General features: G+C 74.3%; 9 protein-coding genes. 5 read left to right on the top strand and 4 right to left on the bottom strand.

From position 1 onward, the window contains the following. Window positions 1-51: 51 nt before the first annotated feature. Entirely contained in the window at window positions 52-2,001 is a 1,950-nt protein-coding gene (locus ACQPZO_RS20235; RefSeq protein WP_433343112.1) for a chorismate-binding protein, read from the bottom strand. Window positions 2,002-2,282: 281 nt separating this feature from the next. On the opposite strand from ACQPZO_RS20235, the gene ACQPZO_RS20230 reads away from it, so the two are divergent. The 3 genes from ACQPZO_RS20230 (at window position 2,283) to ACQPZO_RS20220 (ending at window position 6,754) form a co-directional block, all read left to right on the top strand. Next, on the top strand, window positions 2,283-3,695 hold the full coding sequence (locus tag ACQPZO_RS20230) for an FGGY family carbohydrate kinase (protein WP_433343110.1): 1,413 nt from the start codon (window positions 2,283-2,285) through the stop codon (window positions 3,693-3,695). Window positions 3,696-3,908: 213 nt separating this feature from the next. Continuing rightward, window positions 3,909-6,335: a nitrate- and nitrite sensing domain-containing protein gene (locus ACQPZO_RS20225; RefSeq protein WP_433343108.1), complete on the top strand. Its 2,427-nt coding sequence runs from the start codon at window positions 3,909-3,911 to the stop codon at window positions 6,333-6,335. Further along, a complete protein-coding gene (locus tag ACQPZO_RS20220) occupies window positions 6,332-6,754 on the top strand; it encodes a roadblock/LC7 domain-containing protein (RefSeq protein WP_433343107.1) in 423 nt (140 codons plus the stop codon). Before ACQPZO_RS20225 ends, ACQPZO_RS20220 begins: the two co-directional genes overlap by 4 nt. A gap of 104 nt (window positions 6,755-6,858) precedes the next feature. Here the strand turns inward: ACQPZO_RS20220 and ACQPZO_RS20215 are convergent, their stop codons facing one another. After that, a complete protein-coding gene (locus ACQPZO_RS20215) occupies window positions 6,859-8,343 on the bottom strand; it encodes a GH1 family beta-glucosidase (RefSeq protein WP_433343105.1) in 1,485 nt (494 codons plus the stop codon). 907 nt (window positions 8,344-9,250) lie between these two features. Between ACQPZO_RS20215 and ACQPZO_RS20210 the strand changes: the two genes are divergently transcribed. Continuing rightward, window positions 9,251-12,148: a glycoside hydrolase family 48 protein gene (locus ACQPZO_RS20210; protein WP_433351109.1), complete on the top strand. Its 2,898-nt coding sequence runs from the start codon at window positions 9,251-9,253 to the stop codon at window positions 12,146-12,148. Window positions 12,149-12,451: 303 nt separating this feature from the next. On the opposite strand, the gene ACQPZO_RS20205 is transcribed toward ACQPZO_RS20210, so the two are convergent. After that, window positions 12,452-13,177: a DUF3159 domain-containing protein gene (locus tag ACQPZO_RS20205; protein ID WP_433343104.1), complete on the bottom strand. Its 726-nt coding sequence runs from the start codon at window positions 13,175-13,177 to the stop codon at window positions 12,452-12,454. Between the two features lie 85 nt (window positions 13,178-13,262). On the opposite strand from ACQPZO_RS20205, the gene ACQPZO_RS20200 reads away from it, so the two are divergent. Then, on the top strand, window positions 13,263-14,150 hold the full coding sequence (locus ACQPZO_RS20200; RefSeq protein ID WP_433343102.1) for a phosphatase PAP2 family protein: 888 nt from the start codon (window positions 13,263-13,265) through the stop codon (window positions 14,148-14,150). A 52-nt stretch (window positions 14,151-14,202) separates the two neighbouring features. Here the strand turns inward: ACQPZO_RS20200 and ACQPZO_RS20195 are convergent, their stop codons facing one another. Continuing rightward, window positions 14,203-14,655, bottom strand: a complete 453-nt coding sequence (locus tag ACQPZO_RS20195; protein WP_433343100.1) for a YbhB/YbcL family Raf kinase inhibitor-like protein — start codon at window positions 14,653-14,655, stop codon at window positions 14,203-14,205. Window positions 14,656-14,860: the final 205 nt, after the last annotated feature.

Raw genomic sequence — 14,860 nt, 5'->3', positions numbered from 1 at the left:
CGACCGGTGGCGGTACGAGAGCCCTCGTCCGGCCACCGGTCGCCGGCATCCCTACCCCCGGTCGGCGGGTCCAGGCGCCGAACCGGCCGGTGTCGGGTGCGCGCCGGCCGCCGCCCGACCCGGTGGCACCGACAGCAGGTGCCCGAGCAGGTCGGCCAGCACCGCCAGGCCGTCGCGGCTGAGCACCGACTCGGGGTGGAACTGCACGCCGGCGAAGCCGGGCCCGCGCAGCGCGTGCACCGCGTGGTCGACGGGGTCCCGGGACAGCTCCACCGGCCCGTACGCGGTGGCCACCCGGTCGGCGTCGGCGACGGGGGTGAAGGTGGAGTAGAACCCGACGCGCCGGCTGGTGCCGAACACCGTGACGTCCCGCTGCAACCCCTGGTAGGGCGCGTCCCGGCGGTGCAGCGGCAGCCCCAGCAGCCCGGCCAGGAGCTGATGGCTCAGGCACACGGCCAGGGTGGGGGCGGCGGCGGCGAGCCGCCCGGCGAGCAGGCTGCGCAGGGCGGCCATCTTCGGCTGGTCCACCGCGCGGGGGTCACCCGGGCCGGGGCCGACCACCACCAGGTCGTACCCGTCGGTGGCGGCGCGGTGCCACGGGGTCAGCTCGACGGCCAGCCCGAGTGCGCGTAGCTGGTGGGCGAGCATGCCCGTGAAGGTGTCCTCGCCGTCCACGATCAGCGCCCGGCGGCCGGCCAGCCCGGGCAGCGCCACCGCCCCCGTGGGCCGCTGGTCGAGCCAGAACCGGGCCAGCGGGGCGTTGCGGGCGGCCAGCGCCGCCCGTACGTCCGGGTCGTCGGCGAGCCGCTCGACCGGGCCGGGGCCCGGGTCGGGGGCGTCGGGGCGCAGGCCGAGGGCGGCCAGCACCCCGGCGGCCTTCGCGTGGGTCTCGGCCACCTCGCCCTCGGGCGTGGAGTGGCGCACCAGGGTCGCCCCGACCGGCACCCGCAGCTCGCCGGCGGGGGAGATCTCGGCGGTCCGGATCAGGATCGGCGCGTCCAGGGTCTGCCGGCCGGCGTCGTCGCGGCCCAGCAGGGCCAGCACCCCGGCGTAGTAGCGCCGCCCGGTCGTCTCGTGCCGGGCGATCACCCGGCAGGCGTTCTCCATCGGGCTGCCGGTGACGGTGGGGGCGAACATCGTCTCCCGCAGCACCTCCCGCACGTCCAGGCGGCCCCGCCCGGCCAGCAGGTACTCGGTGTGCGCCAGGTGGGACATCTCCTTGAGGTACGGGCCGACGACCTGCCCGCCGTGCTCGGCGACGCAGGCCATCATCTTCAGCTCCTCGTCGAGCACCATGTACAGCTCGTCGACCTCCTTCGGGTCGGTGAGGAAGCGCAGCAGCGCCGCCCGGTCCGCCGTCCCGCCGTGCCGGAAGGTGCCGCTGATCGGGTTCATCATGACCAGCCCGTCGTCGACGCTGACGTGCCGCTCCGGGCTGGCCCCGACCAGGACCCGCGTCCCGGTGTGCACCACGAACGTCCAGTACGCGCCCCGCTCGCGCAGCAGCAGCCGGCGTAGCGCGGCCAGGGCGGCGACCAGCGGGGAGCCCTGCACGGTGGCCCGCAGGGCGCGGTGGATGACGAAGTTCGCCCCCTCGCCCCGGCCGATCTCCTCGGCGAGCACCCGGGCGACGATGTCGGCGTACTCGGCGTCGGCGATGTCGAACCCGGCGTCGGCGGTGGCCACGGGGACGTCGGGCAGGGCGGCGAGCGTGTCGGCCAGGGGCAACCGGGCGTGGCCGGCGATCTCCAGGCACTCCAGCGGGGTGCCGTCGTCCACACAGTCGAACCCGCGCTCGGTGACCTGCCGGTAGGGCACCAGCGCCAGGGTGCGGGGGCCGGGCGGCCCGTCGGGCAGTGGAACGTCGGCGAGCCGGTCGACGGGACGTACCGTGCCGGTGAAGAGCTCCAGATGGTCGGCGCCCTCGCGGCGCACGAGCGCGAAGGGGCCGGGGTCGACGCCGCGGGCGACGGCGGCGAGCAGGTCGTGCGGGCTGGTCATCGGGTTCTCCTGTTGGCCGGGCGTCGCCGTCGGGGGCGGCCCTGGGCCGGGGGAGAGAACCGGCGACCGCCTTGTCGGGCGGCCGCGTGGGAAGCTACGCGCGGGGGTGGGCCGCCGGGTCGGCGGGCCACCAGCAGGTCAGGTGCGCGGGCATGCGATCACCCTACGCGCGCCGCCGCGCGCCCGGAACCCGATCCCGGGGTACGGGACCGGGCGGCGGCCACCTGCGGCGACGCGGACCGCCGGGCCGCCGGGCCGGCCGCCGGGTACGGTGATCGACGATGGACATCCTCGCCCTCGACCTGGGCACCTCCTCGGTGCGGGGTCTCGTGCTGGACACCGGCGCGACCCTGCGGCCCGGCGCCCTCGCCCGCCGCAAGGTGCGCCTCACCGTCGACGACGACGGCGCCGGCACCCTGGACGGCCCCACCTACCTGGCCTGCCTCGCCGAGTGCCTGGACGAGCTGGCCGCCGGCGGTCACCTGCGCGACGTCGGGCTGGTCGCCGTCTCCGCCCAGTGGCACTCGGTGCTGCCGGTGGACCGGGCCGGCGAGCCGCTCGGCCCGGTGCTCACCTGGCTGGACACCCGCCCGGCGCCCCCGGCCGGCGCGACCGGCCCGGCCGACGAGGTCGCCTACCACCGGCGCACCGGCACCTGGTGGCACCGCTGCTACTGGTCGGTCCGGCTGCCCTGGCTGCGGGAGCGCACCTCGACCCCGCCGGCCCGCTTCCTCGGCCTGGCCGAGTTCGTGCTCGGCGCCCTGCTCGACGCGGCCCCCATGTCGGTGTCCGAGGCCTCTGGCACCGGGCTGCTCCACCTGGGCACGCTGACCTGGGACGCCGAGGCGTGCGAGCTGGCCGGCGCGGGCCCGGGGGAGCTGCCGGAGCTGGCCCCCGACGGCTGGCGGGGCCGGCTGCGGCGGGAGCATGCCCGCCGCTGGCCGCAGCTCGCCGACGCGGCCTGGGCCGCGCCGGTGGGGGACGGGGCCGCCTCGAACGTCGGCTCCGGCGCGGTGGGCCCGGGCCGGGCCGCGGTGACCGTGGGCACGTCCGCGGCGGTCCGGCTGGTCCAGGCCATGCCGGCCGGCGCGGAGCTGCCGCCGCTGCCCGCCGGGCTGTGGCGGTACCGGGTCGACTACGACCACGTGGTCACCGGTGCGGCGTACTCCAGCGGGGGCAACCTGTTCGCTTGGGCCGGGCGGGAGCTGCGGCTGCCCGAGGGCGCCGAACTGGAGGCCGCGCTGGCGCGGATCGCCCCGGGCGGCGGGGTGTCGGCCAACCCGCGTTTCGGCGGCGACCGGCCGCCCGGGCACGCCCCGGCCGGCGCCGGTGAGCTGCGCGGGCTGAGCCTCGGCACCGGCGCGGTCGACATCCTCGCCGGACTGATGTCCGGGATCTGCCGGCTGGTCGCCACCGACCTGGCCGAGCTGGAGTCCACCGTCGACGGGCCCGTGGAGGTGGTGCTGGGCGGCGGCGCGCTGGCCGCGTCCGGGTGGTGGCGGGAGTCGTTCGCGGCCGTCCTGGCACCTCGCCGGGTGCGCTACCGGCCCGACCCGGAGATCGGCGCGACCGGCGCGGCCCGGGTGGCGCTGGGTCGGCTGGACGAGCCGGTGGTGCTCCGCGACATCGGCCGGACGGATGAGGTGCCCTCACCGACCCCGTCAGCTCCGCGCAGCCCTCGGTATCCTTCCTGAGCTTCTGCTCAGGTGAGCCCGTTGACAGCGGCGGCCTGCCTGGTTGGATGGACCCCGCTCCCCGATGCGGCGGACGCGAGGGCCTAGGAGGCATGTGTGGGCGTAGGTCCCGACCCCGCCGGGAGTGGGGTGTCCAACCACAGTCGGCGACGGTTCGACGTCCGCGTCGTGCCGCACCGCCGCCGCTCGCCGTTTCGGCTGCAGGACTGGCGGATGGGGACCAAGCTCGTCACGGTGCTCGTCATTCCCTCGGTGGCGTTCCTGGTGCTGGCCGGGGTGCAGACCCGGGGGCTGGTCGGGCAGACCACCACGCTGAGCGACTTCGCCCGGCAGGTCGGCATCGGCCGGGAGATCACCGCCGTGGTGCACCAGCTCCAACAGGAACGCGACCGCACCGCCGGTGAGCTGGCCGAGCTGCGCCGGGTCGGCGGCCGGGCCGACCGGGACGCCGCGATCGCCGCGCTGCGGCCGTTGCATGCCGCCAGCGACGCCGCCGTGCGGGAGCTGCGGCGGGCAGCCGGCCCGCTGGCCGACGCCGACGCCGCCTGGCAGATCGCCTACTCGCAGGCGCTGGAGGCGTACGACCAGGTGATCTACATCCGGGCGGCCGTGCCCCCGGCGGTGCTGGCCAGCGACACCGTCCTCGGCAACTACCACCGGGCGGTCGACGCGTTGCTGACCCTGCTCGCCCAGCCCTCGCCGGGCGAGGGCCAGCGGGTGCTCAACGACAGCGTGCTGCGCTACGTCCAGCTCGCCCGGGTCAAGGAGCTGTCCTCCCGGGCACGAGCCGAGCTCTACGCCGCCGCCCGCGCCGGCCGGTACGGAGTGGCCGACCAGGTCAAGCTGACCGACCTGCGGGCCCAGCAGCTCACCGCCCTCGGCGCGTTCCGGGTGGCCGCCACCGCCGACCAGATCCGCCGGTACGACGCGGCGTCGGCGGAACCGGCCCTCGCCGCCGCCACGAAGCTGGAGGAGCAGAGCCTGCCCAGCGGCGGCGCCGCGCCGCGGGTGCTGAACGCGCCGCAGTGGTGGGTGGCCAGCGAGCAGCGTCAGGATCGGCTGCGACAGTTGGAGGTCGGCGTCCTCGGCGACGCGGTGACCCGGGCCGATGACGCCAGATCCGGGCAGTTGCGGACCACCCTGCTGGTGTTCGGCGGGATCGGCACGGTGCTGCTGGTCGCCCTGCTGATCTCGGTGGTGGTCGGGCGGTCCGTCGCGCGCTCGATGCGGTTGCTTCGTGGCCAGGCGCTGCGAATCGCCCAGATCGACCTGCCCGACGCACTCGACCAGCTGCGGCAGGTCAACAGCGGGGTGTCCGACATCGAGGTGCCGCCGGCGGTGGTCCGCTCGCTGGACGAGATCGGCGAGCTGGCCGAGGCGTTCGTCGCGGTGCACCGCAGCGCGGTCAGCGTCGCGGTGGAGCAGGCGAGCATGCGTCGCAACGTCAACCTGATGTTCGTCAACCTGGCCCGGCGCAGCCAGGTGCTGGTGGAGCGGCAGCTCGAACTCCTCGACGGCCTGGAACGCGACGAGAGCGACCCGGACCAGCTGGAGAACCTGTTCCGGCTCGACCACCTCGCCGCCCGGCTGCGGCGCAACGACGAGAGCCTGCTGGTGCTCGCCGGCAGCGATTCGACCCGGCGGTGGAACCGCCCGGTGAGTCTCGCCGCCGTGCTGCTGGCCGCGAGCGCCGAGATCGAGCACTACCAGCGGGTACACCGCGAGCAGGTGGCCGACCTGCACGTCGTCGGGCACGTCATCGGCGACCTGGTGCACCTGTTCGCCGAGCTGCTGGAGAACGCCACCGCGTTCTCGCGGCCGGACACCGTCGTGTTCGTCGCCGCCCGATCCGAGGGCCCCGGCGCCCTGGTGGAGCTGACCGACCGAGGGCTGGGGATGACCCCGGCCGCGCTGGCCGAGGCGAACGAGGTGCTGGCGTCCCCGCCGGCAGCCGACGTCGCGGCGTCCGAGCGGATGGGCCTGTTCGTGGTGAGCCACCTGGCCGCCCGGCACGCGGTGCAGGTGCGCCTGCACCCCCGCGAGGACGGCCTGGTGGCCCTGGTCCGGATTCCGGCGGCCCTGCTCACCGACGCCCCGCCGGTCCAGCTCGACCCGCCGCCGTCGCGGCGGATGCTGACCACCGCGCTGACCGCGACGGCGCGCCCGGGTGGGGTCGTTGCCGAGCGGAACGGCGGCCCGGCGGGCCCGGGCGAGCCGCCGGTGGCCGGTCGCCCGCCGCGACGCGTGACCGTGGCGCGGCAGTCCCGGCCGGTGCCGGTGCGGGCGGATGACGTGCTCGCCCCGGCCGCCGGGGTGCCCGCGGACGGCGGGGGCGGCTGGTGGTCGCGGGAGGGCCCGGCCCCGGGCTCCGCCCCGGCGGCCCCGGCGCCCCCGGCGGTCCCGGTCACCGGGGGCACCAACGAGCGCGGCCTGCCGGTGCGGGTGCCGATGGCGCAGCTGTCCGCTGTGACGCGGCCCGCCCGGCCGCAGGAGCCGACTCCACGGCACGACCCGGACCCGGAAGCCGTCGGCGGCATGCTGTCCCGGCTTTACAGCGGGGTGCGGCGGGCCGAAGCTGAGGAGACCACCGAGATCATCCTGCCGCCGGCCGGCGGGAGCACCGAAGGGGGACAACAGTGAAGACGTTGAGCCAGGAAGCCCGGGACCTGAGCTGGCTGGTGAGCGGGTTCGCGGAGCGGGTGCCCGGTGTGGCGCACGCGATCGTGGTCTCGTCCGACGGGCTGCTGGTGGCGATCTCCGACCACCTGCCCCGCGACAACGCCGACAAGCTCGCCGCGGTCACCTCGGGCCTGATGAGCATCGCCGCCGGGGCGGCGCAGATGTTCGACGACGACATCGTCAAGCAGACGGTGGTGGAGATGGGCCGCGGCTACTTCCTGGTGATGCAGGTCCGCGACGGCTCGATCCTGGCCACCCTGGCGGCCGGGGACGCCGACATCGGCGTGGTCGGCTACGAGATGGCCCGGCTGGCCAAGCAGACCGGCGAGATGCTCACTCCGGCGCTGCGGGCCGAGCTCCAGCAGGCGCTGCCCCGCTGACCACGTCGTCCCGGCCCCGCCCGGCGGGGCCGGGACGACGACCACCGGACGCCAATCGGGCGGGCGCGGCCGTGCCACGCCCGCCCGACTGGGATGCCGTCGGGCTACAGGCCGTTGGCCCGGATCACCTCGCGGTACCAGTGCGCGCTGCGCTTGGGCACCCGGCGCTGGGTGGGGTAGTCCACGTAGATCAGGCCCCAGCGCTGGTCGTACCCTTCGGCCCACTCGAAGTTGTCGAGCAGTGACCAGACGTGGTAGCTCTCCAGCGGCACCCCGTCGGAGACGGCCCGGTGCGCGGCGGCGATGTGGTCGCGCAGGAAGCTGATTCGCCCGGCGTCGTCGACCGTGCCGTCCGTGGAGAGGGTGTCCGCCTGCGGCAGGCCGTTCTCGGTGACGGTCAGCGGGACGGGGCCGTAGTCGCGGGTGACCCGGGTCAGGATGTCGTACATGCCGTCCGGGTAGATCTGCTGCCAGTCCGCCTGCGAGGTGGGCCAGCGCGTGACCGTCGCGCCGTCGCCGGTGAGGTAGTACGGGGTGTAGTACTGCACCGCGAGCAGGTCGATCGGCGAGGAGATGATCTCCAGATCGCCGTCGGCGACGCCCCGGGCCAGCCGGCTGTCGGCGCCGAGGTCGTCGAGCACGTCGGCCGGATAGCTGCCCTTGAGGATCGAGTCGAGGTAGAGGCGGTTCTCGTACCCGTCGTAGAGGCGCGCGGCGCGGGCGGCCTCGGGGCTGTCGTCGGCGGCGTAGCAGGGGTGCAGGTTGAGCGCGGGACCGATCCGGCCGGCGCTGCCGGTGGCGCGCAGCGCCCGCACGGCCAGCCCGTGGGCGAGCTGGAGGTGGTGGGCGACCAGGTACGCCGCCTGCGGGTCCTGGAAGCCGGGGGCGTGGTGCCCGATCAGGTAGCCGTTCTGCACCACGGTCTTCGGCTCGTTGATGGTCAGCCAGACCGGCACCTGGTCGCCGAGGCCCCGGAAGACCGCCTCGGCGTACTCGGCGAACCGGTACGCGGTGTCCCGGTTCTCCCAGCCGCCGGCGTCCTGCAACGCCTGCGGCAGGTCCCAGTGGAACAGGGTGGCCATCGGCGAGATGCCCCGCTCGTGCAGCCCGTCGACCAGCCGGCGGTAGAAGTCGAGGCCGCGCTGGTTGACCGCGCCGGCGCCGTCGGCCTGGATGCGCGGCCAGGAGATGGAGAACCGGTAGCTGCGCAGCCCCAGGTCGCGCATCAGGTCGAGGTCGTCGGCGTAGCGGTGGTAGTGGTCGGCGGCCACGTCGCCGGTGTCGCCGTTGCGGGTGCGGCCGGGGGTGCGGCTGAAGGTGTCCCAGACGGACTCGCCCCGGCCGTCCTCCTTGGCGGCGCCCTCGATCTGGTACGCCGAGGTGGCCGCGCCCCAGCCGAATCCGGCCGGGAAGCGCAGCGCGCCCCGGGGCCGGTCGGTCGGGTCGGTGTCGGGGTCCGACCCGGTTCCGCTGCCGGCGGCCGGGCTGCCGGCGGTCGCGGCGTCGGCGGAGGCGGGGCCGCCGGCGCGCGGGCCGGCGCCGGTGGTCCCGGCGGTGGCGGAAGGTTCGGGGCGGCTGAGCATCGACATGGGGCCTTCTCCTTGTGGTGGGTGCCCGCCGCGACCGGCCGGGAGCGCTCCCAGCATAGGGCAGGCGGGGGCGGCCGACCCCACTGCGCCGGGTCGGCTCTGTTGTGCGGAATGGGTTGGCGCGCGGCCGGTTGCGCGGACACGCCAAGTGGGGCGCTGCGGGCGGCGGTCGGGGCGCGCGGGTGGGGGGCCGATAGCGAGCGAGGCCGGCCGGGCGGCGTGGCACGCCTGACCCGTCGGCCTCTTTTCCCATCGTGGCGGGGGGTTTAGTGTGGGGACGGGGGAGGGCAACCCCCGTCCCCACCTTCGATGCAAACACGCACGAGTGGAATTGGCGTCCTGCCGTGCGTGTCGCGCGGGAGCCGGGCCACGCGAGTGGCTCTGGTTCCACCTCCCTCCATTGCCGGTGGGTGGTGGCTGGCGGCGGCGTCCGGGCTGGCCCGCCGTCAGCCTTCGGGCAGTGTCCCGGGAACGTCGCGGGCACGACGACCCCGGGCAACATCTTCGGTGGATCTCCATCGATGGAAGCGCTCCCATCGAGGATGAAGCGACTGTAACGCCCGTCACGGGTTTGTGAAAGACCCAAAACGAGATCGAAACATCTACCTGCTTCTCCTTGGTGGCTCCTTGTTGTGGGAGCGCTTCCATGCCAGACTGTCGACCTACCGCGACGAGGAGCCAGCTCGCGTGAGCGTGGGTCGCCGAGGGCATCCGGTCACCGGACGGCACCCGACAGGACGGACGGCCGCTGTCTGCCAGCGCCGACGCCCCGTCCCGAACCCGGCCGGGCCGGATCGACCACCATCCCGAGCGCCTCCGTCCCCCCGTGCGACCCGCACGTGGAGGTGCTCCCGCCGGGGCCCCGCGCCCCGGCCTGGTCCGAGGAGACACCGCGCACATGAGACTCATGGCAAGACGTCGCCGGACGGCGATGCTCGCCGCCGCCACGTTGGCCGTCGGCGGGGTCGCCCTGCCGGCCGGTGCCGCGCAGGCCGCCCCGGCCTGCGACGTGGTCTACGCCACCAACGACTGGGGCAGCGGCTTCACCGCCAACGTCACCATCAAGAACCTGGGCGACGCCATCAACGGCTGGACGCTCAAGTGGACGTTCCCCAACAGCAGCCAGAGGGTGACCCAGGGCTGGTCGGCGAAGTACAGCCAGACCGGCAGCGAGGTGACCGCGACCAACGAGTCGTACAACGGCAGCCTCGGCACCGGGGCGTCGACGACCATCGGCTTCAACGGCAGCTACACCGGCAGCAACCCGAAGCCCACCGCGTTCACCCTCAACGGCGTCACCTGCAACGGCACCCCCGCCAACAAGCCGCCGACGGTGTCCCTCGGGGTGCCGGCCGGCCCGTTCGAGGCCCCGGCGGACGTGCCGCTGACCGCCACCGCCAGCGACCCGGACGGGACGATCAGCAAGGTCGAGTTCTACCGCAACGGCCTGCTGGTCAACACCGACACCACCGCCCCGTACGGCTACACCCTGGAGGACCTGCCGGCCGGCAGCTACACCGTCCAGGCCAAGGCCTACGACAACGCCAACGGCATCGCCGTCGACGAGAAGGCGTTCACCGTCACCGCGGCCTCCGGCCCGAGGTTGGTGGCCACCCCGTCCGCGGTCAGCGTGAGCGAGGGCGGCACCGCCACGTTCAACCTCAAGCTCAGCGCGGCGCCGACGGCCAACGTGCCGGTGACGCTCGCCCGCACCGGCGACGCCGACATCACCGTCACGCCGGCCTCGGTCACTCTGACGCCCGCCAACTGGAACACCGGCGCAACCGTCACCGTGGCTGCGGCGGAGGACGCCGACACCGTCGGGGGCACGGCCACCATCACCGCCTCCGGCAACGGCGTCGCCCCCCTGGCCGTCACCGCCACGGAGATCGACAACGACACCCCCGGCGGGGACAACGCCTACATCAAGCGCTTCCTCGACCAGTACGGCAAGATCAAGAACTCGGGCTACTTCAGCGCCGAGGGCGTGCCCTACCACTCGATCGAGACGCTGATCGTCGAGGCGCCCGACCACGGCCACGAGACCACGTCCGAGGCGTTCAGCTTCTGGCTGTGGCTGGAGGCCCAGTACGGCCGGGTCACCCAGAACTGGGCCCCGTTCAACAACTCCTGGACGGTGATGGAGAAGTACATCATCCCGTCCCACGCCGACCAGGCGACCGCCGGCGCCGCGGGCACCCCGCAGTACGCCGCGGAGTGGCCGCTGCCCAACCAGTACCCGTCGCAGCTCCAGCCGAACGTCCCGGTCGGTGCGGACCCGCTGCGCTCGGAGCTGCAGAACACCTACGGCACCGGCGACATCTACGGCATGCACTGGCTGCTGGACGTCGACAACACCTACGGCTTCGGCCGCTGCGGCGACGGCACCACCAAGCCGGCGTACATCAACACCTTCCAGCGGGGCACCCAGGAGTCGGTGTGGGAGACCGTGCCGCAGCCGTCCTGCGACACGTTCAAGCACGGCGGCCAGTACGGCTACCTCGACCTGTTCGTCAAGGAGGCCAACGCCCCCGCCAAGCAGTGGAAGTACACCAACGCCCCCGACGCGGACGCCCGCGCCGTGCAGGCCGCGTACTGGGCCCTGACCTGGGCCAAGGCGCAGGGCAAGCAGGCCGACGTCGCCGCCACCGTGGCCAAGGCCGCGAAGATGGGTGACTACCTGCGGTACGCGATGTTCGACAAGTACTTCAAGAAGATCGGCAACTGCGTCGGCGCCAGCGCCTGCCCGGCCGGCACCGGCAAGGACTCGGCGCACTACCTGATGTCCTGGTACTACGCCTGGGGCGGCGCGTACGAGGCCAACCAGAACTGGTCGTGGCGGATCGGCTCCAGCCACAACCACTTCGGCTACCAGAACCCGTTCGCGGCCTGGGCGCTGACCAACGTGGCCGAGCTCAAGCCGCAGTCCCCGACCGCCGTCGCGGACTGGCAGAAGAGCCTCGACCGGCAGCTGGAGTTCTACACCTGGCTCCAGTCCGCCGAGGGCGGCATCGCCGGCGGCGCCACCAACAGCTGGGACGGCAACTACGGCACCCCGCCGGCCGGCACCGCCACCTTCTACGGCATGTTCTACGACGTCGACCCGGTTTACAACGACCCGCCGTCGAACCAGTGGTTCGGCATGCAGGCGTGGTCGATGCAGCGGATCGCCGAGCTGTACCTGGAGACCGGCAACGCCAAGGCCAAGGCCCTGCTGGACAAGTGGGTGCCGTGGGCGATCGCCAACACCACGGTGGGCGCCAACTGGTCGATCCCGTCGGACATGAAGTGGACCGGCCAGCCCACCAACTGGAACCCGGCCAGCCCGCAGCCCAACACCAACCTGCACGTCGAGGTCACCGTCAAGGGCCAGGACGTCGGCGTCGCCGCCGCCTACGCCCGGACCCTGATCGCGTACGCCGCGAAGTCCGGCAACGCGGCGGCCAAGACCACCGCCAAGGGCCTGCTCGACGCGCTGTACGCGGCCAGCGACGCCAAGGGCGTCTCGATGCCGGAGAAGCGCGGCGACTACAAGCGCTTCGACGACGTCTACAACGCCGCCGACGGTCAGGGCCTCTACGTCCCGCCGGGCTGGACCGGGAAGATGCCCAACGGCGACGCCGTCGCCGCCGGCAAGAGCTTCCTCGACATCCGGTCGTTCTACAAGAACGACCCCGACTGGCCGAAGGTGCAGGCGTACCTGAACGGCGGCGCGGAGCCGACGTTCAACTACCACCGGTTCTGGGCCCAGGCCGACGTCGCCATGGCGTACGCCGACTACGGGAACCTGTTCCCGAACGGGTGACCCAGGTCCTCCGGGTGGGCGGCGCGGCCCGCCCACCCGGAGCCCGGCCGGGCCAGGGGGAACTATGAGCCCGGTCGGCGGACGGCCTGACTTCCACGGTCAGGCCGGGACGGGCCGGCCCGTCCGGTCAACGCAGCGGACCGGCCGGCCCGCCCCACCGCCCGAAACCGAAATTGCCGCGAAAAGCGCCGCGAAAATCGGCCGTCGAGGGATCACGCGACGGTCGTCGACGGAGTAACGTACGTCACCGGAGAGGCCGCTCCCCCCGTGGCGGCCTCTCCCTTTACGTCCGGGCCCCGGCCCTCACCCGGCGGCCCCGCCCGCCTCCGCCTCCCTCGCCGCGGGGCCGGGCACGGTGACCGGGTGTCGCAGCCCCGGATGCCCCGCCGGCAGCGACCGGCGGATCACCAGCCAGCTCACCGCCAGCGCCGCCGCCACCAGCGGCCAGGTCAGCGCGACCCGCGCCACCACCAGCGCCACCACCTGACCGCCGAGGTAGAGCGGCACGAAGACCGCCAGCCGCAGCACGTACGTGGCCGCCCACACCCAGCTCCCCCGCGAGTACGCCCGCAGCAGCGCCGGGTCGCGCCGCCACCGCCCCCGCTGGCGCAGCGCCACCCCCACCACGGCGCCCAGCAGCGGCCAACGCACCACGATGCTGACGACCCAGGCCAGCGTGCTGGCCGCGTTGGACAGCAGTTGGATGAGGAAGAAGTCGGCGGCCCGCCCGGTGCGCAACGCGATCAGCGCGGCCACGCACACCGCGAGCAGGCCGACCAGCACCGAGCGGGGCCGATCGCCCCGGCGCAGCCGCCAGCCCGCCACCGCCGTCCCGGCCAGCACTGCGGCGGCCACCCCGCCGACCAGTGAGTGACCGGTGGCCAGCCAGCCGACCGCGAACGCCACCGGCGGCAGCGTGGCGTCGACCGCGCCCCGCCGGCCGCCGAGCAGGTCCGCGAGCGACTCCGGCCCGTCGGCGGGGCGCGGCTCGCGGGTGGACGGCCCTCCGGGCTCGGGTGTGGTGGTCACCGGCGACCTCCTGTCGGTCCGCCCCAAACTAGCGCCAGAGTGTCGGCAGGCCACTGGGAGACGCTCCCGGGCGTGCCGCTACGGTGTGCGGGTGCGTGCGACGGCGAGAGGTTGGACGGCAGTCTGGTTGGTCGTACTGGCCCTGGCCCAGACAGCCGCCTTCGTCGTGGTGTGGCGCGCCGCCCTGCACACCGAGCTCGGCCAGTGGGTCGACACGGTGGCGCTGACCGGCAACCGGATCGGCCAGGACACCATCGCCTCACCGGTGGACCGCATCCTCAACACCATGTCGGCCCTGTCGCTGCTGGTGGCGACCGCGGTGATCGGCTTCATCGCGCTCATCCGGCGTCGGGTCGCACTGGCCATCACGGCCACCCTGCTGATCGCGGGGGCGAACGTGACCACCCAACTGCTCAAGCACTTCCTGGTCCGTCCCGATTACGGCATCGATCCCGAACGGGCCGTCGCCGGCAACAGCCTGCCCAGCGGGCACACCGCGGTGGCCGCCTCGGTGGCCCTGGCGCTGATCCTGGTCCTCCCGCGCAACGTGCGGGTGCTCGGCGCGTGCGTCGGCGTCGGGTACGCGGCCGTCGCCGGGGTGGCCACCCTCTCCGCGGGCTGGCACCGCCCGAGTGACGCCATGGCCGCGTTCCTGGTGGTCGGGGCCTGGGCGGCGCTGGCCGGGCTGATGCTGCTGGTCACCCAGCGGGAACAGGCCCAGGTGGAGCCGGCCGACGCCCACCGCGTCGCCGCCATCGTGCTCGGCCTGGCCGGCGCACTGGCCGTGGTCAGCTCGGCGCTGGCCCTGTCCTGGCTGGTCGACCTGCCCCGGCTGGACCCCGACCAGCTGGGCCGCCGGTCGCTCTTCGTCGGCTACGCGGGCAGCGCCGCAGGCATCGCCGGCACCATGGCCATCGTCGCGGCGCTGTTGCTCGCCGTCGTACACCGGCTCGTCCCCCGGATCAAGGGCTGACCCGGGCCCGACGCCCGGGCACCCGGCCTCGGCCCGCGCAGCCGGTGCCCGGTCAGCGGCGGTAGGTGCCGACCATGGTGCCGCTGGCCAGCTCCCGGCCGGCCAACGCCCGGTGCACCTCCCCGGCGGAGGGCTCGGCGGGCAGCTCCAGCGGCCGGTCCACCGCGTACAGGCGGAAGAAGTAGCGGTGTGCCTCCTCGCCCTGCGGCGGGCGCGGGCCACCCCAGCCGGCCCCGCCGAACCCGTTCGGCCACTCCCGCCCCCCGTCGGGCACCGCGCCCTCGGCCACCCCGCCGCTTTCCGGCGTGATCCCCGTGACCAGCCAGTGCACGAACGGCTCCCGGCCGGCGTCGGGGTCCTCGACGAGCAGCACCAGCTCCTGCGCCGAGTCGGGCACGTCGGCCCACTGCAACGGCGGCGAGACGTTCGCGTCGCCACGGGCGAAGCGTCCGGGCAACTGGTCATGATCGTTGAACGCGGTACTGCGCAGCATGATGCCGGCCATCTCTGGGCGCCCCTCTCCTCGTCTGGGGAGCGCCTACCCGCCGGGGCCGGCGCGAAACGGGCCGCCCCGACGACACCTGGTGCCAGCCGCCGACCTATCCGCACCCGGAGTGCGGCGGACCCCGCAGGCCGCCCGCAGGTCCGGTTACCGGGTGGAGAGCCATCCGGTAACCGGACCTGGGCGAGCGGTGGTGTCGACGCTGGTC

The organism is Micromonospora sp. CA-111912 (assembly GCF_050948415.1).
Classification (GTDB): domain Bacteria; phylum Actinomycetota; class Actinomycetes; order Mycobacteriales; family Micromonosporaceae; genus Micromonospora.
This window is presented reverse-complemented; position numbering and strand designations above follow the sequence as displayed.